The following is a 19264-nucleotide window of genomic DNA, read 5'->3' on the forward strand; positions in this document are numbered from 1 at the left end:
AGTTTAGTAAAACTACAAAAATAACCTACCCTGTTTGACTAAACTCTTACTGTCATACTTTATTGATGAACAGGAATTTCCCCTTGTCTTTTGGTTACTTGTGAAGACACAAGCAACGGCGTAACAGCAGCCAAATGCCTTTTGTAGGGGCAATCCTTTATGGTTGCCCTAGTGTAGTAAATTTCATCGCTTGGCGCCCCTTAGTATTTTGAGAGGTTTTGCTACTCAAGTAAGTTTGGCGACTTCCATTCATCCAAGCCTTCTACGGAAGGGTTTCAACAACCGACCCCGGTTCCAGCACCTGAGGGCACTTTTCAGTATTCCGAAAAACGAGCATAGAAGGTTATTCTGCGATTATTAATGACGCATTGGCCAGGGCTTAAAAGAGCGAGGGCACTAGTTGACACGCTACCTTAAACTAAAAACTCTAGGTTTTAAAAAGCTTCTCCTATTTCTAAATAAAACCCAGCTGACCCATCGCTGCCTCTGCCATAGTCTACCCGGATATTGGTGCGATTTTGTTTGTCTATTTCAAAGCGCAAGCCTAAGCCATAAGACATTTTTGCATTGGCAATGTCAAACTTACTAATCTCACTGGCTACATCCCCTACTCCAGTAAAAGCGGTCATTCCAATCCATCGCCATATTGGAAGCCTGTACTCTACCTGAGCCGCCATGTAGTCGTTTTGGCGGTAACGCCCCTGATAAAACCCGCGCATAATAGTGCCTCCTCCAAACTCTGACAATTCTTTATAAGGAGCGGTGCCAGTAATAAAGTTGCCATACCCTTGAATAGCAAGAATATGCTTGCGGTGGGCAAAAAGCTTGAAGTATTTCCGCAAATCAACCGTTACAGTGCTATAATCAAACTCTCCACCCAAGTCAGACCCATAATTATAGTTAGAAAGCTCAAGGTAAGCTCCCTTATAAGGCGCCAGAATATTGTCGCGACTATCGTATACTACTGCTGCTCCTAAACCCGATACTTTGGAGCCGTTATAGCCAGGTACCTGACTGGTTTCGAGCAAACCACCTTCAGTAGGTCTTACCTGAAACATTTCTACATAACGATATTGCAAACCGACAAAAAGTTTTTGGGTGATTTTGCGCAATACCCTGTTTTCTACTCTTACCCTACGATAACTTACCAGTTCTTCGTTTTCTTTCGGTAGCCGATTGCCTATGCCATAATAAAACTCAGGAAAAAACAGGTAGGAAAAGCGCCCGTTGATGACATATTTTTCTTCGTTGGTAAAAAGAGTATACCTGGCTGTACCATCTATTTGCCCTTGTGCAGTGTATAAAAAATAGGTTTGAAGGTTGGAAGCACGGGTAGCTTTTTTGTTTTTGCCCATCTTAAAACTCAACGAGGCAAGCGCCCCTAGCCCAAACCTGGTTTCGGGTGAGTAGTACAACACGGGTAAAGTAATCATTTTCACATTTTTCTCTTTCTTTTGTTGGGTAGTAGTATCAGTTTGCGCCTGAGACAAATTGACTTTGGTAAAGACTATCCAAACCAATAATAACACTGACAAAGCTATTCTAAATTTCATTTGTATATGGTTTTACTTCCAATAATGGTTTCTAAATCTTAGTTTTAAATTTTAGTCAACATATAAGCTACTTTTCTGAATGAAAAATCGTTTTTCAGAAAAGCATTGTTTATGGTATAGTAAAAGTACATTTTTTTTATAGAATGTGCTTTTGTTCAAGTATTAAATTCAACATTGCTTAAAATCAGTCTTTAGGTGCAAAGGACTACTTTATGTACTGTACTTTGTGACAAAAAAACTTGTGTAACTATGGCAAATTGATGTTTTTTTGTGCTTTGTATAACCTCAAAACCTGCTGGTAAAGACTTTGATGATATGCTAAACCATTGGCTTTATAAGATAATTTTCAAACCTCAGATAGTATGAACAGTATTTGTGTTTTTTGTGGTTCCAGATCTGGAGCTAACCCTATTTACCGCGAGAAAGCTACGCACGTCGGACATATTTTAGCAAAAAAAGGCCTAAAGCTGGTCTATGGAGCTGGCAAGGTAGGGCTCATGGGAGCAGTAGCTGACGCAATGTTAGCCAAAGGTGGAGAGGTGATTGGGGTAATTCCACAGTTTTTGGTAGACAAAGAGGTAGCCCATGATGGTATCAATGAATTAATTATTGTGGAATCTATGCATGAACGGAAGCAAAAAATGACCAAAATGGCAGATGCTTTCTTGATTTTGCCAGGAGGTATAGGTACCATGGAAGAATTTTTTGAAGTATACACCTGGGGACAATTGGGTTTGCATCAAAAACCCATTGGTATACTCAATGTAGGGAGTTATTATGATCTAATGATTCAGTTTTTGAATCATACAGTAGGTCAAGGGTTTATGAGCCAATCTACCAAAGACATTGTTTTTACTGACACCAACCCTGAGGCTTTGTTAAGAAAAATGCGAAGTTATAAAGCTCCTGACATAGACAAGTTATTGAATATTGAGCGCACCTAACCAATATAGAGTAAATCCCTGTTTGGACATATCCAAACATAAAAGCATAGGGTAAACTTGAAGTGAAATAAATGATTCGAAGAGATTACATTTTAAAGTTGATTGACCAATTGGTAATGGCGCTTAAAAAAATAAGGGGGTTAAAAGACCGTGAGTTTTACGAAGAAGCACTAGAACTGATTGCTGAAAAAAAAGAAGCTTTTCTAAAAATTGATGCCGCATACCTTGATCAACTATCAGTAGAGGATTTACAAGTATTGTTAGATAATGACATTAACCGAGGGAAGGAATTATGGACGTTTGAGGTAGATTTGTTATTTGAAGAAGCATCTATCTATGACCTGCTAGACAACGAACCACAAGTGTTTCGAGCTTATCATCAAGCGTTAACAATTTTAACCCATTTGATAAAAAAGTACCGGGAGGTAAACATCAACTTGTTTGACAAATTAGCCATTGCAGTGGCTTACTTGCGCGACTTTAGACTGCCCTGGCAAAGTTATGAGAAGATCATTGATTATTACAAAGCTACCCAACAGTTTGCCCACGCCGAGGATATGCTATTTCAAATGGCCACTACCCACATTGATCAGGCAACTGCTTTGTTACAATTAGGGCATGCGTTTTATGCCGAACTGCTCAATATGGATGATCAGGTGCTTAGCACAGGTAAACTACCTCGGTCAGAGGTTGAAAGTGGCTTAAAAGCTTTTAAACAAAAAATAGGCGGATTTTAGTCCGCCTGTTTGTTTTATGTAGTAATCAGGTGTAACAGTGACTACCAGCAATGCTTTACATATATGTGTGTGTGTGTTATTGTTGATTGGTCGCTTCTTGTCTATAAATTTCACGTACCTCCTGTAATGAGCTCTCAGTCAGAGGTTTGGTTACAAATTTTATTACGTGGTCATTGTCTACAATGCGGGCAATGTCACGCTTGTTGTTTGAACTTGACAAAATCACAATGTTACATTTTTTCTTTACCTCTTCAGGGAAAAGCTCAAACTCAAACAAAAATACAAAGCCATCTACAATGGGCATGTTAATGTCAAGAAAAATAATATCGGGTAAATTAGATGGGTCATCCTGGTGTTGTTCAAGGTACTGCAGTGCGCTTTTTCCTGAATTTCTTACTTCAACTCTTTGAGCAAATTTGGTGATTTCAATAATTCGTTTGCTGATAAAGTTGTCAGTATCATTATCATCAACCAGCAATACTAAATCTATATCTTTTTCCATTGTAATGGTTATTTAAAACTGATCGTAATATATGTAATATTTGAAGGTTTCTCTAAGGCATTCGAAATATCTAGTGACTGATAATACATAAATAGAAAATTTAACTTAGAAAAACAATTTTCAAAACACATTTCCACGGTGTTATAAGTTACGCTAATTTGCCTTAATTTTTCTGAAATAACGGCATTATTTTATCAAAAACAAAAAATATACCTATAAATCCCCTCCTTGATTTTTCACTCATTTTCTTAAAAAAAATGAGCCATTATATCTACATTTCAACAGCATTTTTATAAGAAATTTATATGGTTTGACAAGAAGTAAAGGTATACGTTGATCAGACAAAAACAGTAGTAATATTTTCTATGTTTTTTATCATTTTTGTTCCCTTCTGATTGCCATTGTATAAACAAAGTGAAATAAATAATTAGCCGATTTATAAACAAACTTGTATTTTTTCAACAATATCTTGCAAATAATACCTCTATATTGAAATTAATTTTAATAAAAATCATAAAACAACTAAAATTAGAATGTATGCATTGTACAACCAATTATTCAATATTGGGATCAGGGTATGTCTAAAAATTAGTTCATGGTTTTGTTTTCAAAGGTGAAACGAAAGCAATTTTCAACCCTGAAGACAACATTTAAACATGCCCTCATGACCAAAACTGATTCACTACAAAACAATCAAAAGTACTCAAATGATACATTCCAATTACAAATTACACATTTACTTTATGGTTATCTTGCTGGCAAACAACCTGTTTTTAGGCTGTACTAAAAAAGAAACCATTTTACCCAAACCTAAAGCTCCTGCCTCGACCAAATCAACCGCAATCGCTAGTACACGGTCAGGGTCAGGCAGCGACATCATGTTGCAAGGTTTCCATTGGAACTCCTGGCAGTATGGCACTTGGAACATTGTCAAAAACAAGGCAAATGAGATCAAAAACGCAGGCTTTTCTATGGTTTGGCTTCCGCCTGTATCCAGGTCTACTGGAGGCACTGGTTACCTGCCGAACGAGTGGTATCAGATAAACTCTGACCACGGTACAAGTAATGAACTAAGGGCAGCCATCAATGCCTTGAACAGCCACAACATCAAACCAATTGCCGATATTGTAGTAAACCACCGAGTGGGCACTACCAACTGGGCAGATTTTACTAACCCTTCTTTTGGCAACAATGCCAACGCTGTAACCAAAGATGATGAGTGGGGACAAGGTACAGGAAACTACGACACAGGCGATAGTTATAACGCTGGGCGAGACCTTGACCATACCAATAGTTCGGTAAGAGATGAGATTAGAAAATGGCTCAACTGGCTTAAAAATGATGTGGGCTTTGCAGGGTGGCGTTACGATTATGTAAAAGGCTACAGTGCGTCTTATACCGGGTTATATAATGACCAAACCACTCCTTATTTTTCAGTAGGAGAACTTTGGCCTGACATTACCGGCGATTATTATGCATCGGGCAATGGGGTAAACTATCACCGCCAGAAAATCATGGATTGGATCAATGGTACTGGTAATAAATCTACAGCTTTTGACTTTACAACTAAATGGCAATTGATGCTTGCCGTAGAGCGTAGCGAATACTGGCGTTTGAGAGATACTCAGGGCAAACCTATAGGCGCCATTGGTTGGTGGCCACAAATGTCGGTTACTTTTGTAGATAATCACGATACGGGACCATCACCCAATGGTGGACAAAGCTACTGGCCTTTTCCAGCTGATAAAATAGAAGAAGGTTATGCATATATTTTGACTCACCCTGGTATTCCCTGTGTGTACTGGCCTCATTACTTTGATTGGGGTGCTCAACTGAAAAACAAGATCAAATCGTTGATTTCAATCCGAAAGTCTCAAGGGATTACGGCTACTAGCTCTATAGTTATTCAGGCAGCCGATGGAAATAAATATGCTGCTATTATTAACAACAACACCGCAGTAAAAATAGGTGGAGGCAACTGGTCGCCAGGCAACGGTTGGACACTTGCAGAAAGTGGTAACAACTGGGCAGTATGGCGACGATAAATTTATAATTTTTGTACATGCATACGACACCGGGTAAACTTATTGCCCGGTTTTTTGTTGTATATAGGCAAGCACATATTGTGTAACAATTTTGCATAGAAAGAGGCAAAAAAGTAATTTGGAAGCCTTTTTTGTGATTTTTTTTTAATTATGTATATACAATAGTCCATAGTATTTAGTCGATAGTCCATAGCTGATTCGAGTAAATGTTCACCTTGTTAAATACTGTAAACCAGTGGCGTATATTAAGATTGCTTACTCACTTTATTTTTAAAAGTGTTTCGGTTTTACGCCTAAACACCCAATTAAATAGTTTTTAAATTCATAAATAACTGATAACCAGCAACCAACTTTGACGAAAATCACTGCGGAGTATTGATATATTGACCACAAATCAAATGGAAAGATAAAAGACGTATTCTCCATTTTTTTAACATCAATACTGTATATTTAAAACATAAGTAGTAAGTTTCCATTATTCCTTTGAGCGCCCACAAAGCCTCAGCGAGTTTTTACGAACAAGATGGAACAAATTTCAAACAATTTAAAAACCAAAATTTTAAATGATGAATCAAATGAAGAAAAACTTACCAAATTTAATGTTGTCCTTATTAGTAATTTTTGCTGTAGGCTGTAAAGATCCTTTGGCAGAAATGGCGAAAATAATGGAGCAACAACAACTTACAGTAGAACCTAACCCTCTTGAACTGCACGGCGGCAACGTAGGATTTACTTTGTCGGCAAAACTGCCTGTAAAGATGATGAAAAAGGGTATTACTTATGGGTTGGAAGTTGACTATGTAGCAGGAGATATTACTAAATTTACCAAGGGTAAAGATGGTACCAAACCTGAAGGTGTAACTAAAGCCGGAGTGATTGAGCTTGAAGGCGACAAATATGCTGGTGGAACTGAAGAACCAAAAGTTAGCAAAAAAATGAATTTTGCTTACGAAGAAAAGCACGAACAAGGTTTTGTCATTATTACTGGCGTGGCAAGCAAAGGTAAAAAAAGCAAAAGATTTGGTCCTATTGCCGTAACAAGTGCTGGTAACCCTGTAGTAGGCGTAGCTACTACCAGTCGTTTGGTGAGAAACCCTGTAGATGGTATTTCTAACGCTGCTGGTAAAAGCCCATTTGCTTATGCTCAGGATGGTTGGACAAAAGAAAGTGATAAAACTACTTCTTACAACATCAACTTTGAGCAAGGAAGCGCTCGTGTAACTGCCACCACTGGTGACAATAAAAATACAATTGATCTTGCCAAGGCTACTTTCAAATCAATGGCTTCTCAGTTTGCCAAGGTGGATAATATACCTGAGTTCAAAGCAAGTGGGGTAAGTTCTCACTCTCCTGAAGGACGTGTAGCTATCAACCAAAACTTGCCAGGTCAGCGTTCAAGCGCAGTGGGCAATCAAATGAAGATGATGATGAAAGCTTTTGACTATGGCAAGAAAGTAAAGAAGTTTGACTTTCAGTTTGATAACAAAACTTTGGAAGCTACCTGGCCGGAATTCAAAACTTTGGTACAAGGAAGTTCTTTGAACGAAGATCAAAAGACGGAAGTAGTAGGTATCGTAGACGGAAGCGGTGGATTTGTAGAAAAAGAAAAGAAACTACAAGGTCTTGCTTATTACAATACAATGATGGACGAGATTTACCCAAAAATGCGTTACGCAAAAATGGACATCACTGTACCAGGTCAGGCGAAGACTAAGGCTGACATGGAGAACATTTTGGACAAAATTGTAAAAGGTGAAGAGCCAGCCGACAAATTGACTGAGACTGAGTTCTTGTATATGGCTGCCAACAACCCTAACTACACCAACCGTGTAAAATGGTTAGAAAAAGCGGTTACCAAATATGATACCTGGAAAGTAAACAACAACTTGGGTGCTGCTTACTTAGATGTAGCCTTATTGACCAAAGACAACTCTTATGTTGAAAAGGCATTGGCTTCTTTTGAAAAGGCAAAAGGCAAAAAAGAATCGGGTGAGATTTACTACAACATGGGTATGGCTTACTTGATGAAAGGTGACAATGCCAAAGCAGAAGAGTCTTTTAAGAAAGCCGTAGAAATAGGCGCGGGTGACAACCCTGCAATGACTGGATTGTTGAATGGAATCAAAGGTTACTATGCGATTCAGCAGGCTACCTCTCGCGACGATGGTAAATACAAAGAAGCGTATGAGTTGTTAGCAAGTGCCGCCAGTACTGTGCCTAACTACTTCAACAAAGGTTTGGCTTACTTGTTAGAGGCCAACGACTATGAGCAAGCAAAGGCTTCGTTTAATGCTGCGGCAAAAATGAATGACAAAGATGCCACTACTTTCTATGCATTGGCAGTAGTAGCTGCTCGTCAAGGCAACGAAGGAGAGCTTACTCAAAACTTGAAAAAAGCAGTAGAGTTGAAGAGTGATTTGAAGGCAAAAGCTTTGAAAGACGCTGAGTTCTTCAAGTACAAAACCAAGGCTTCATTTATGGATGCTATCAAGTAATGTTGATTTTGATGGGGCATTCACAAGCTGGATACTTTGATGAATTATTTACTTGAAGTATACCGTTTGTAACTTGTCTATTTAAAATATACAAAGCCTGTTCTGAGAAGAGCAGGCTTTTTTAGTACTATTGTTTGTCATTACTCTACTCTAGCAAGTGCGTATACTGAGATTTGCTTAAGTGTCCATTGATCCATTCGGCATCAAGCTCGGCTCCTAGTTTTTTGTAAAACTTAATCGCAGGTTCGTTCCAGTCGAGTACTTGCCAACTAATACGATGACAACTTTCGTCTTGTGCCTTTTGAGCAATCGCCTTAAATAAGTGAAAACCTGCTTTGTATTGTCGATACTTCTCTTTTACATACAAGTCTTCCAGGTACAGGCTCTTGCCCTTCCAGGTAGAGTAACGATAATAATACAACGCCATTCCTACTGCTTTGCCCTCCAACTCTGCAATAAAAAAACCGTACAATGGCTGACTACCAAACCCATCAGCAAGTAATTGTTTCTCAGTGGTTTTCACCTCATCCAAAGCTTTTTCGTACACTGCCAATTCTTTAATCATTTCAAGCAAAGTACCTACATCTTTGGGTTTACCTGCCCTTATTTTTATACTGTGATTGCTCATAAATTTTGTGGGTCAAAATACCATTAAAACATATCAGCAAGTTTGTTGTTTTTTCAGAGAAAGACAAGTTTTAAATGTTTGGTAATGAGTATTCTGCTTGTTGCCAATTATTCAATAAAATAATAAGAAATGCCCGAATTACCTGAAGTAGAACGATTCAAACAATATTTTGAAGGTACTGCATTGCATCAAAAAGTAATAGAAGTAGAAATTGCCGACGCTGGTGTACTCACATGTACAGCTGAAGCTCTGAAGGCAGTCACCGAAAAACATACTTTTGATAAAACCGACCGAATTGGCAAGTATTTGTTTATAGAAACGAGTGCTGGCAAGGTGTTGATGATTCATTTTGGAATGAGTGGTTCTCTTAAGTATTACCGCGACGATCCTCCTCGTTTTGGGCGGGTGGTTTTTCACCTTGCCAATGGGTTTCACCTTGCTTTTGACTGTCCTCGTAAGTTTGGGCGTATAGATGTAGCAGATAGTGTAAAAGCTTATCAAGCCAAAAAGAAATTGTCAACCGATGCTTATCAAATGAGCTGGGAAGAGTTTGAGCAAAACACTGCTGGGCGCAAAGGATTGATTAAACCGTTGCTACTCAACCAGCAAGTAGCCGCAGGAGTGGGTAATTGGATCGCCGACGAAATATTGTTTCAGGCGAGGGTACACCCCGAAACCCGTACCAATAAGTTGAGTAAAGACGAGCTACGCCTTGTGTATGACAAAATGCGTGATATTTTGCACACTGCAGTCAGCTATGAAGCCAACTATAACAATTACCCTAAAGACTATTTTATTCATCGCCGGGGCTGGACTGACCAAAACACCGAAAACTGTCCCAACTGTGGCACCAAAGTGCATTATATGAAAGTAGGAGGTCGCGCCACCTATTTGTGTGAGGTGTGTCAGATACAGGGAGTATAGCTACTTTACTTCTGCAATGGACACAAATAGTTTTTATTGATATTTCCAAGCAGGTCACTTTTTTAATAAAACACGGCATATAATTCATATTCAACAGTTTACAAATGGAGCTTCTAATGTATTGTTGGAGCAAGTGGGAGAAACAATCAAAAAATTTATGGAGGAGCACAAGATTCTATTTACTGTTTAGGCTTATTCGGATGCTTATGATAAAACCAAGGCAAAAAATGATGAGGCGCACTAAGGAATGGTACCAAAATAAATTTACATTCTTAACCTCATCTTTTGAGGCTATACTTTGTTAAAAAATAGCCGAATAGCGATGCTATTAGCCGATTTTTTGCCTCGTCTAGCAACAAAATATTTTATTAAACTATAGAAATTTATTTTTACACCATTCCTAAGAATAGTTGTATATTTATAAAAAAATAAAATTTAAACATTTTGATTAAAAAATAATACTGTTTCACAATAGCTTGACTAACTTTGAGTAATCAAAAGCTATTGTATGAGCAATAAATACGACAAAATATTTAAAGAAAACATAGGCGAATATTTTTTATCTTTGAGCAAAATCCACTTGGGTATAGAAGTAGCAAGTAGCGAAGAACTCAAAGATAAATTGCAAACAACCCTAGAACGAGAAGCTGATTTTTTGAGAAAAATTACCACCCCCCAAGGCGAGCAAATGATTGTTCAGCTAGAGTTCCAGACCACCGACGAACAAGGAATGGTAAAGCGAATGCAGCTATATTTTGCTATCTTGCAACAAAAGTATCAGTTGCCTGTGCGTCAATTTGTGATTTATGTAGGGAGTAAGCCACCCAAAATGCGTACTCACCTAAAACCAGACGAGATTTTTACAGGATTTGAATTACTTGACTTAAGCCAGATCAAATATAAACAATGGCTTGACTCTAATATACCAGAAGAAATACTACTTGCGATACTAAGTAATTTTCAGCAAACAGATGCTTTGCAAGTTTTGAAACAAATAATTTCAAAACTTATTAAACTAATTGATAGCCCTGAGACGTTACAAAAATATATCAGGCAACTCGCTATACTTGCCCGATTGAGAAATTTAACTGTTGAAACTGAACAAACATTAGAATATATGGGACTCACTTATGACATTGAAAAAGATGCTTTTTATCAAAAAGGCATAAAAGAAGGTAGACAAGAAGGTTTAAAAAAAGGCATAAAAGAAGGTAGACAAGAAGGTTTAAAAAAAGGCAAGCAAGAGGAAAAGGTAGCACTAATTATTGGATTGTTGAAGTCAGGTAAAATGACCTTACAAGAAATAGCCTACCTCACAAAAATTACCGTAGCAGAAGTACAAAAAATCGCGGATCAAATCAAATAAGTTTTTCTTATGGCATTGACCTATGACATTGAAAAAGATGCTTTTTATCAAAAAGGCGTAAAAAAAGGAAGAGAGGAAGGTGTAAAAGAGGGAAGAGAAGAAGGGATAAAAAAAGGAAGAGAGGAAGGTGTAAAAGAAGGAAGAGAAGAAGGGATAAAAAAAGGAAGAGAAGAAGGGATAAAAAAAGGAAGAGAGGAAGGTGTAAAAGAAGGAAGAGAAGAGGGTAAAAAAGAAGAGAAAACAGCCTTGATACTTGGGTTGTTGAAGTCAGGCAAAATAACTTTGCAAGAAATAGCCTACCTCACAAAAATTACCATAGCAGAAGTACAAAAAATCGCGGATCAAATCGAAGAAAACACTCAAAAAAAACACCCATAAACTATCAAAATTGATAGTTTATGGGTGTCATATATAATAATTTGCTTGGCACATCATCTACGCGTGAGCCAACCCTCCATCCATATGGCGACCCAACGTATTATTGTACACATCTTTGGCCTCTTCGGTAGTCATCAACACGTGCGTATCTACCTTAAAATCACTTACTGTAACCACGCCTACTTCAAAGAAAGGCACTGATTGCTCTTTCATAAAATCTTCAAAACGATCTTGGTCTTCAGCTTTGATAGTAACTACTACCCGGCTTTGCGACTCTCCAAACAAGAATGCGTCTTTACGCACATCAATTTCGTCAAAAGTAGTCAATATAGAAAAACCCAAATCGCGTGGCATTGCCGACTCTGCCAAGGTTATAAATAAGCCTCCATCTGAGATGTCGTGTGCCGACTGTATTTGCTTGTCGCGAATCAAAGCTTTCACGGTTTGCTGCAAGTCATACTCTGCCTCAAGGTCAAAGTGAGGAGCCGAAGATTCTTTGAAATTGTGATAAGAAGTCAAATACTCAGACCCGGCAATGTCATTTTTAGGTTCGCCAATTACATAAATAATGTCACCCACATTTTTAAAATCAAGCGTCATGCGGTGTTCAAGGTTGTCCATCAAACCCAACATACCAATGGTAGGAGTAGGCAATACGGCATTGGTTACATTGCCACCCTCTTTGCTTACTGTAGATGCCTGGTTGTAGAAACTCACATTACCACCTGTTACTGGAGTCTCCAGCTTTTCGCAAGCCTCAATAATGCCCTTTACGCTTTGCACAAACTGCCAGTATACCTCTTGGTTGTAAGGGTTGCCAAAATTTAGATTATTAGTAATTGCCACTGGGTCGCCACCTGCACATACTACGTTTCTTGCCGACTCACATACAGCAATCATTGCCCCTATTTTGGGGTCAGCCTGTACATAACGTCCATTACAATCTACAGTAATCACAATCGCCTGATCAGCTCCTTTTACGTGTACTACAGCAGCATCAGCAGGCGAGTTGGTAGAGGCATTGGCAGTGCCTACCATAGAATCGTACTGCTCATAAATCCATTGGCGAGACACAATGTTGGGGTGTTTCATCAAAAACTGCGCAACCTCCGCGTAATCGGTAGGCTCAGGAACATCTTCGGTCTTGAACTGCTTGTATTGCTGAAAATAATCAGGTTCAGTATAACTGTGCTCGTAGATAGGAGCATCGCCCCCCAATACCAAGGCATTGGCAGGTATATCAGCTACTAGTTCACCTTTTTGGAAGAAACGTACATTGCTAGACTCAGTCACGGTGCCAATTTCAGCACAATTCAAGTCCCACTTATCAAAAATATCAAGAATTTCCTGCTCTTTGCCTTTTTCAACCACTACCAGCATTCGCTCTTGCGACTCTGACAACAAAATTTCAAAAGGCAACATATTTTCCTGACGCAAAGGCACCTTGTCAAGGTCAATGTCCATCCCATGCTCACCTTTGGCGCTCATTTCAGACGATGAACAGATGATACCAGCCGCGCCCATATCTTGAATACCTACAACATTTTTGGTAGCAATTACCTCAAGAGTAGCTTCCAACAATAGTTTTTCCTGAAAAGGGTCGCCTACTTGTACCGAGGGCAAGTCTTTGGCGGAGTCTTCGGTAATGTCTTTAGAGGCAAACGCTGCTCCGTGAATACCATCTTTACCTGTAGCCGAACCCACAATAAATACTGGATTGCCCACCCCCAAAGCAATGGCACTGGCAACTTTATCGGTTTCTACAATACCCGCCGAGAATGCATTGACCAATGGGTTGGTATTATAAGAAGAGTCAAAGTATACTTCGCCCCCCACAGTAGGTACCCCAAAAGCATTGCCATAGTCGCCAATACCTTTGACTACCCCACGCAACAAGTGCTTGGTTTTTTCGAGATTAATATCGCCAAAACGCAAAGTATTGAGTAGGGCGATAGGGCGTGCGCCCATGGTAAAAATATCGCGGTTGATCCCTCCTACTCCAGTAGCTGCCCCTTGGTAAGGCTCAATGGCTGAAGGGTGGTTGTGCGACTCAATTTTAAAAGCACACGCCAGTCCGTTGCCAATGTCTACCAATCCAGCGTTTTCTTCGCCCGCTTCAGCAAGCATACGAGGTGAGCTTTTAGGAAGCTTCTTAAGCCACAAAATAGAGCTTTTGTAGCAGCAGTGCTCCGACCACATCACCGAAAAAGCACTGAGTTCGGTAAAATTAGGAGTTCGCCCCAATAGCCCCTTTATTTTCTCAAATTCTTCAATCAACAAGCCAAGTTGCATGGCAGTTTCTACGGTAGTGAGTTGCTCTTCCAAAGTAACAGTTTTATAGTTTAATATCTTTACAATCAGTTGATAAGCGGTAAAAATATACTAGGATTAAAGTGATTTTAGGATTTACCGAATTGATTAATGTTGGTATTCAGACAATTAGTCAAAATCCATCCTCAAAACCATTTTTGTTTAAGTATAAAAGAAGGTGAGCCGTTTATCAAATTATCAATAACGCAGCAAAAATACGGTAATTGGCTTAATATTATAAAGTCAGTCGGTTTTTTTTTGGCAGCAAGCTTTTAACTCTAGGCAATAGACAGGTAGAGGCTTTGCTTTTTACAGAGCAGGGAATGCGGCTTCGCTCCAATTAGATATGATCATCGTATAGAGGTTATCTCATACATTAGTCTTCAAAAAAGAAAGAGGCTGGTTCTTTTCAGCCTCCTTTCATCGTTTACACGTGTTCAATCCTACTGTATAGCAATATAATTTTCTTTAGCTCCCCACAAAGTCTCTCTATTTCTTCTTCTGTATTATAATAATGCACCGATGCCCGTACCAAAGGGGGCAACTCACGGGCTTGCATATCCAACAAAGTACCACTTTCAAGAATGAGTGAAGCATTGATTTGTACCTCTCTTAGTTTTTCAACGACAAACTCTGCCGGAATGCCCTCAATGCCCCACGAAACAATGCCGCCTTTTACCTGTCCCAAGTCATACACTTGTACATTGGGCAGCTCAACTAAACGCTGACGCAGCAAATTGCCTAAATATTGAATCCGTTCCCAAATGTTCTCTATACCCAAATCAAGGGCATATTGTACTGCTGCTGAGAGTCCCATTCGATTTGCCCGATTATATTCATAGTTTTCAAAACGTACCCCATCGTTACGCATCTCATAGTCACCTTTTGCCGTCCACTCTGCCGAAGTCAAGTCCAATACTTTGGGTTCAAGTTTTTGCAAAATACGGTCGCTTACATACAAAAAACCTGTGCCACGAGGAGCACGTAAATATTTTCGCCCAGTAGCCGAAAGCATATCACAACCAATTTGCTGCACATCTACCGGCAACTGCCCTACCGACTGACAAGCATCCAGCAAATACAAAACACCATACTTTTTGGCAAGTTTGCCCACTGCTTCGGCGGGGTTTACCAGCCCTCCATTGGTAGGCACATGGGTAATACTGATAAGCTTTATTTTACCTTCGTTTGCTTGGTCTTCAGCAAGCAATTGCTCTAGTGCCTCCAGCGATAGTTGCCCGTGTTCATCATTAGGCACCACTTCTATTTTTATCCCACGCGTTTTTTGTGCCTGCAAATAATTGATATAGTTAGACGCATACTCTGCCATAGCCGTTACTATCCGATCGCCTGGCTGCAAATCGAGCGCAAAAAAAGCTTTCCCCCAGGCCACTGTAGCACTTTCTACAAGGGCTATTTCGTTGGGTTGGGCATTTATCAGGCGGGCAACCCTTGTATAAGTGGTCTGTAGCTCATTGGCAAACTTAGCCGCTGTTTCGTAGCCACCATAGTTTGCTTCCTGGCTCATATAATCGCGCTGAACATCGATTACAGTTTGAGGTATGAGTGCTGCTCCTGCATTATTTAGATGAGTTACGTGAAGGCATCCTGGAGTATCAGCACGTAGTTTTTGTATATCCATATATTCTGTCAATTGTTTGGTTAGTAATTTTTTTCAATGTTTAATATCATTCCCTAAAACACTTCTATTTGCCACTGATCCAACTCCTTGTCCAGTCCGCGCCCGTCGCCCGAAACCTTGTCCATCAAGTTCCAAAAATCCTGGCTATGGTTCTTTACTTTAGTGTGGCATAGCTCGTGCAAAATAACATAGTCGCGCAGGTGGGGTGGCAAACGCATCAAGTGCAAATTCAAATTAATTTTATTGTCATAACTGCAACTTCCCCAACGGGTTTTCGCATTTTTGACATGCACCGTTCTAAATTTAAACTGGTGCAAAGTAGCCAACTCACGTACCCTGCCTGGCAAAAACACTTTCGCTTCGCGGCGGTAAGTTTCTACAATACAATGGCGAATAAAATCCTGGGTTTCGGTAGCTGTAAAATCAATGTCAGGTGGGTATATAATGGTCAGCTTGGTTTGGTCGGCTTTGGCGCGCAACTCCGACGAGGCATCTATTACAAATACCAGCTCGTGCGCAAAAGTACTGAATTGAGTATCAGGGGTAAACACCGTGAGCTTGCCCTTCAGCTTTTGCATATTGGGCAGGTGCTTCATCAACCAGCTTTTTTTCTCAAGCACTAGTTTTTCGGCGCTGGCAAACGTCACCTTTTGAGGCACCGTTACCCTTACACCCTTCAAAGGAGCTATTTTTATATTTACTCGTTTGGCACGTTTACTCTTTACCAGCAACACTTCACCAATATCTTTGATATGTATTGTTTTTTCTGTCATTTTGGGTACTGGGTTCTAGGAATTAGGTGCTGGGAGTCTGAGCCTAACATCAGAAGACGCAAGAAACATTGCCTAGTACCCAGTACCAAGCACCTAATACCCATTAAAATCAAATATTCATCACCTGCCAAGCCAATTGTTGCGATAGTTGCTCAAACTCTTTCAAGGCTGCCATTGCCTCAGGAGTTTCCATTTGCTTGTTCTCCATCCATTTTTTGAGTTTGGCCTTCAGTGCCGATGCCCGCTGCAACGATTTTTCACTGGTTTGGTAACTTTCGGCAGTTAGCCCAAACAATTGCTGCAAAACCTTGTCCCAACGCAATGCCTTTGGATGAGGCATATAATTATCTACATGGTGGGCTCCCTCATAATAGAGTTTCCGCTCAACAAAACCCGCTTCGTTAAACTGCAACTCTACTACCTCCCAAGGGTCAAAGCTTGCCGCAATCAGGGGCGAATGCGTGGCAAATAAAAACTGGGCTTGAGGTGCCAAACGGGTATAATAATCAATGGCCATGCTTTGCATATTGGGGTACAACGACCGCTCTGGTTCATCCATTAATACTACCGTATTACGCATATTGAGCTTAAACAAAGGCGTGGCTGTCAGTATAATTTGCTTGGTACCCGTACTCCATTTACTATAAGGAACATTGTCGCCTGCCAGGGTATTGACCTGAATAAACTTGACTTCTTCACTAAATTTATACTCTGCCTTGGTATTTACTTCTAGCTGAAACTGGTTCAAAATAGGATTCAACAAATTGCCCAAAGCTTCCAGCGGGTTGGGGTTGTCGTTTTTCCACTGCCTAAACTGATCGCGCAGATTTTCTATAGGCATGTCGTCGTTTTCGAGCAAAGCTTCTGAAATTTGCCGACTATAGTAATTGCGGGCATCTTCGTATTCCTGCAAATCTAACAAGATAGATTTCCACAGCTCCAGCGGATTATCGCTGGCAAAGTTATACACCGTTTTGGTGGCAAGTTTTTCCCTTTCAGCAATAATTTTCTCTTTCATATTGTCGCTCGTGCGAATGTTTCGCAAAGGGTTTTCTACCACTTGGTTTTGCAAAATATTGTTGATACTGTCAATGGTTTCTGCCGGAAAATTCACCAATTTGTTATGGTATTTATCATAATAGCCTTGCTCTACCAAACCCGCAAAAAAAGTGGGTAAATCGATCTCAAAATCGTCTTGTGGGTCATAAATCAGCACCTCTTTGTTGGCAATAAACACCTCTACCGAACGCATTTGGTCAAAACTTGCCTTGATCGAAAAGTTAAAACTATTAGGAGGCTTGGCGGTATACAACTCGGCTTGAGTACCATAAAAAAAGTGTAGCAATACCTGGTAGAGTTGGTTCAAGACGGTGGTCTTACCCGTGCCACTTTGTCCAATCAAACATACCTTATCGAGCGGTTGTCCCGCCTTGGCGTGCCCTTGAGGGTAGGTGAGGTCAAGCCTAAAATCTTTGAATTGTTGAAAGTTAGGAATATTGATGTGGCTAATCTTCATGAAAACAAATATAAGATTTTCTGGCAATAGTCCACAGCAACAACAGGGTTTAGCTATTGGCTTTTAGCCTTTAGCTAAACTCTGCTTTACATCTTACTACAAATAGAAACTCAATAAAATAACCGCCTGATCAACAACAACTTCCTATAAAAACACTCAAAATATAAAAAAAACTATCCATTTGAAGCCATCGAATTTGGTATATATAACCAGGAGGTTGATCAACCAACCTGTTTTCTCATAAATGATAATTTTTCGGATAAAAAAATCAACAATGCAAAAAGTGAAAATTTATTTCGCAGTATTCATTGCCTGCCTGTTTACTATAGTAGCTTGCAAAAAGAAGGACGACATAACCCCTACTACTGACCTTGTGACAGAGCCAGAGGTAAAAACACCAGGCAAGTTTGGGCTTACCCAAATGCACGCCAATAAAAGGGTGCGTAAACAAGTGATCGATGGGGTAACTTATGTACCTTATCAAACTCCTCAAAATCAGCGTACTAGCGAGGTAGCCAACTTTGATTTGGGCAACCTCAAGGCAAGCAAATCGTTTTATTTCATCTTAAGCAATACTGGTGACCAAGCCATCACCGATGTAACTATAGAGTCTAACAATCCTCAGTTTGAGATTTTCCCCAAAACCATTGACAAACTGGCCGGTGCCTCCGAAAACGGCATTGTTCCTCTGCTAGAGCTAGGGGTCATCCACGGCAACCGGTTGAATGGGGTTGGTTTTCAAAGCTTATTGCCTATGGGCGACAATACTGTAGAAGTAACCATCAAAGGAAAAACCCAAGGTGAAAATGGGGAGGAAGCTGTAGAGTTAAAGGCTCAAGTGAAACTTTTTGCTCAATTGATGGATGTGGAGTTTTATGTGGATGGGCAAAAGATTGATTATAATATATTAGACTATTTAATAGGTAAAAGTGGGGTTTTCTATCCTATTAAACCTGGCAATACTTTTAAAGTAAAAAATATAGGTAATGTTGATTTTATGATGGAGTACGAAACCGTACAAGAGCCCCTTTTAAATACCCAAAGCAAATTAGCTGTTGGAGAAGAAAAAGAATTTGCTTTTATATTCTCTCAACAAAATGGTAACCAAATCACTCTAAAGGTGAAACTAGATGCCGCAGGAGCCACTACTAATCCCTTCCATATAAGTGTACAACCTGATGGAAAAGCTTATTTTTATGTGGTCATGAATAAATAACACAAAACCTTACACCTCCCCTACCCCATAAAACAAAACCAAGACACCTAGCACGCTAACAAAATGTATAGCGTGCTATTTTTTTGGGCAATGAGTGGTTCACTTTCGGATAAAAAAATCAGTCTACTGTCAAGAACCAATTTAAGTAAGTACTCGGCTGGTGTAATATTAAACACCCAGAAGTGATGCCCAATTTGTGCCCCCTCCTATTTTTTAAGCATTCACATTTTTAACC

15 protein-coding genes are annotated in these 19264 nt (G+C 39.7%); 8 read left to right on the top strand and 7 right to left on the bottom strand.

Translation table 11 applies throughout. The annotated features are described in order from the left end of the window. Positions 1-434: 434 nt before the first annotated feature. A complete protein-coding gene (locus Q0954_RS12530; RefSeq protein ID WP_299457296.1) occupies positions 435-1553 on the bottom strand; it encodes a BamA/TamA family outer membrane protein in 1119 nt (372 codons plus the stop codon). 362 nt (positions 1554-1915) lie between these two features. On the opposite strand from Q0954_RS12530, the gene Q0954_RS12535 reads away from it, so the two are divergent. Together Q0954_RS12535 and Q0954_RS12540 are read left to right on the top strand one after the other, a co-directional pair. Then, a complete protein-coding gene (locus tag Q0954_RS12535) occupies positions 1916-2497 on the top strand; it encodes a TIGR00730 family Rossman fold protein (RefSeq protein ID WP_299457297.1) in 582 nt (193 codons plus the stop codon). A 71-nt stretch (positions 2498-2568) separates the two neighbouring features. Next, entirely contained in the window at positions 2569-3234 is a 666-nt protein-coding gene (locus Q0954_RS12540; RefSeq protein ID WP_299457298.1) for a DUF6483 family protein, read from the top strand. A 76-nt stretch (positions 3235-3310) separates the two neighbouring features. Here the strand turns inward: Q0954_RS12540 and Q0954_RS12545 are convergent, their stop codons facing one another. Next, positions 3311-3736 carry a response regulator gene (locus Q0954_RS12545; protein ID WP_299457299.1) on the bottom strand — a complete coding sequence of 142 codons (426 nt, stop codon included), beginning with the start codon at positions 3734-3736 and terminating at the stop codon, positions 3311-3313. A 707-nt stretch (positions 3737-4443) separates the two neighbouring features. Here Q0954_RS12545 and Q0954_RS12550 point away from each other — a divergent pair. Together Q0954_RS12550 and Q0954_RS12555 are read left to right on the top strand one after the other, a co-directional pair. Beyond that, on the top strand, positions 4444-5781 hold the full coding sequence (locus tag Q0954_RS12550; protein WP_299457300.1) for an alpha-amylase C-terminal beta-sheet domain-containing protein: 1338 nt from the start codon (positions 4444-4446) through the stop codon (positions 5779-5781). A 599-nt stretch (positions 5782-6380) separates the two neighbouring features. Then, positions 6381-8276 (top strand): tetratricopeptide repeat protein, encoded by a 1896-nt coding sequence (locus Q0954_RS12555; protein WP_299457301.1) that lies wholly within the window; start codon positions 6381-6383, stop codon positions 8274-8276. Between the two features lie 145 nt (positions 8277-8421). Here the strand turns inward: Q0954_RS12555 and Q0954_RS12560 are convergent, their stop codons facing one another. Further along, the gene (locus Q0954_RS12560) at positions 8422-8904 is read right to left on the bottom strand and encodes a GNAT family N-acetyltransferase (RefSeq protein WP_299457302.1); all 483 of its coding nucleotides are present in this window, start codon (positions 8902-8904) and stop codon (positions 8422-8424) included. A gap of 129 nt (positions 8905-9033) precedes the next feature. Here Q0954_RS12560 and Q0954_RS12565 point away from each other — a divergent pair, with 129 nt between their 5' ends. The 3 genes from Q0954_RS12565 to Q0954_RS12575 all read left to right on the top strand — a co-directional run bounded on the left by Q0954_RS12565 (position 9034) and on the right by Q0954_RS12575 (position 11572). Continuing rightward, positions 9034-9828 (top strand): DNA-formamidopyrimidine glycosylase family protein, encoded by a 795-nt coding sequence (locus Q0954_RS12565; RefSeq protein ID WP_299457303.1) that lies wholly within the window; start codon positions 9034-9036, stop codon positions 9826-9828. 508 nt (positions 9829-10336) lie between these two features. Further along, entirely contained in the window at positions 10337-11194 is an 858-nt protein-coding gene (locus Q0954_RS12570; protein ID WP_299457304.1) for a hypothetical protein, read from the top strand. A 9-nt stretch (positions 11195-11203) separates the two neighbouring features. Next, positions 11204-11572, top strand: a complete 369-nt coding sequence (locus tag Q0954_RS12575; RefSeq protein WP_299457305.1) for a hypothetical protein — start codon at positions 11204-11206, stop codon at positions 11570-11572. Positions 11573-11629: 57 nt separating this feature from the next. On the opposite strand, the gene purL is transcribed toward Q0954_RS12575, so the two are convergent. The 4 genes from purL to Q0954_RS12595 form a co-directional block, all read right to left on the bottom strand. Further along, positions 11630-13897 carry a phosphoribosylformylglycinamidine synthase subunit PurL gene (gene purL / locus Q0954_RS12580; protein WP_299457307.1) on the bottom strand — a complete coding sequence of 756 codons (2268 nt, stop codon included), beginning with the start codon at positions 13895-13897 and terminating at the stop codon, positions 11630-11632. Positions 13898-14309: 412 nt separating this feature from the next. Next, the gene (locus tag Q0954_RS12585) at positions 14310-15524 is read right to left on the bottom strand and encodes a cysteine desulfurase (protein WP_299457308.1); all 1215 of its coding nucleotides are present in this window, start codon (positions 15522-15524) and stop codon (positions 14310-14312) included. Positions 15525-15577: 53 nt separating this feature from the next. Continuing rightward, positions 15578-16297, bottom strand: coding sequence for a M48 family metallopeptidase (locus tag Q0954_RS12590; RefSeq protein ID WP_299457309.1), 720 nt, complete (start codon positions 16295-16297; stop codon positions 15578-15580). A gap of 109 nt (positions 16298-16406) precedes the next feature. Further along, a complete protein-coding gene (locus Q0954_RS12595; protein WP_299457310.1) occupies positions 16407-17813 on the bottom strand; it encodes an ATP-binding protein in 1407 nt (468 codons plus the stop codon). 274 nt (positions 17814-18087) lie between these two features. Between Q0954_RS12595 and Q0954_RS12600 the strand changes: the two genes are divergently transcribed. Further along, positions 18088-19029 carry a hypothetical protein gene (locus Q0954_RS12600; RefSeq protein WP_299457311.1) on the top strand — a complete coding sequence of 314 codons (942 nt, stop codon included), beginning with the start codon at positions 18088-18090 and terminating at the stop codon, positions 19027-19029. Positions 19030-19264 lie beyond the last annotated feature (235 nt).

The sequence above is a fragment of the uncultured Microscilla sp. genome, assembly GCF_947493425.1.
In the GTDB taxonomy this organism is placed as follows: Bacteria; Bacteroidota; Bacteroidia; order Cytophagales; family Microscillaceae; genus Microscilla.

Bases quoted from the DNA above. Each gene is read 5' to 3' on its own strand.
- Q0954_RS12530 (WP_299457296.1), bottom strand. From the start codon at position 1,553: ATGAAATTTAGAATAGCTTTGTCAGTGTTATTATTGGTTTGGATAGTC.
- Q0954_RS12535 (WP_299457297.1), top strand. From the start codon at position 1,916: ATGAACAGTATTTGTGTTTTTTGTGGTTCCAGATCTGGAGCTAACCCT.
- Q0954_RS12540 (WP_299457298.1), top strand. From the start codon at position 2,569: ATGATTCGAAGAGATTACATTTTAAAGTTGATTGACCAATTGGTAATG.
- Q0954_RS12545 (WP_299457299.1), bottom strand. From the start codon at position 3,736: ATGGAAAAAGATATAGATTTAGTATTGCTGGTTGATGATAATGATACT.
- Q0954_RS12550 (WP_299457300.1), top strand. From the start codon at position 4,444: ATGATACATTCCAATTACAAATTACACATTTACTTTATGGTTATCTTG.
- Q0954_RS12555 (WP_299457301.1), top strand. From the start codon at position 6,381: ATGTTGTCCTTATTAGTAATTTTTGCTGTAGGCTGTAAAGATCCTTTG.
- Q0954_RS12560 (WP_299457302.1), bottom strand. From the start codon at position 8,904: ATGAGCAATCACAGTATAAAAATAAGGGCAGGTAAACCCAAAGATGTA.
- Q0954_RS12565 (WP_299457303.1), top strand. From the start codon at position 9,034: ATGCCCGAATTACCTGAAGTAGAACGATTCAAACAATATTTTGAAGGT.
- Q0954_RS12570 (WP_299457304.1), top strand. From the start codon at position 10,337: ATGAGCAATAAATACGACAAAATATTTAAAGAAAACATAGGCGAATAT.
- Q0954_RS12575 (WP_299457305.1), top strand. From the start codon at position 11,204: ATGGCATTGACCTATGACATTGAAAAAGATGCTTTTTATCAAAAAGGC.
- Q0954_RS12585 (WP_299457308.1), bottom strand. From the start codon at position 15,524: ATGGATATACAAAAACTACGTGCTGATACTCCAGGATGCCTTCACGTA.
- Q0954_RS12590 (WP_299457309.1), bottom strand. From the start codon at position 16,297: ATGACAGAAAAAACAATACATATCAAAGATATTGGTGAAGTGTTGCTG.
- Q0954_RS12595 (WP_299457310.1), bottom strand. From the start codon at position 17,813: ATGAAGATTAGCCACATCAATATTCCTAACTTTCAACAATTCAAAGAT.
- Q0954_RS12600 (WP_299457311.1), top strand. From the start codon at position 18,088: ATGCAAAAAGTGAAAATTTATTTCGCAGTATTCATTGCCTGCCTGTTT.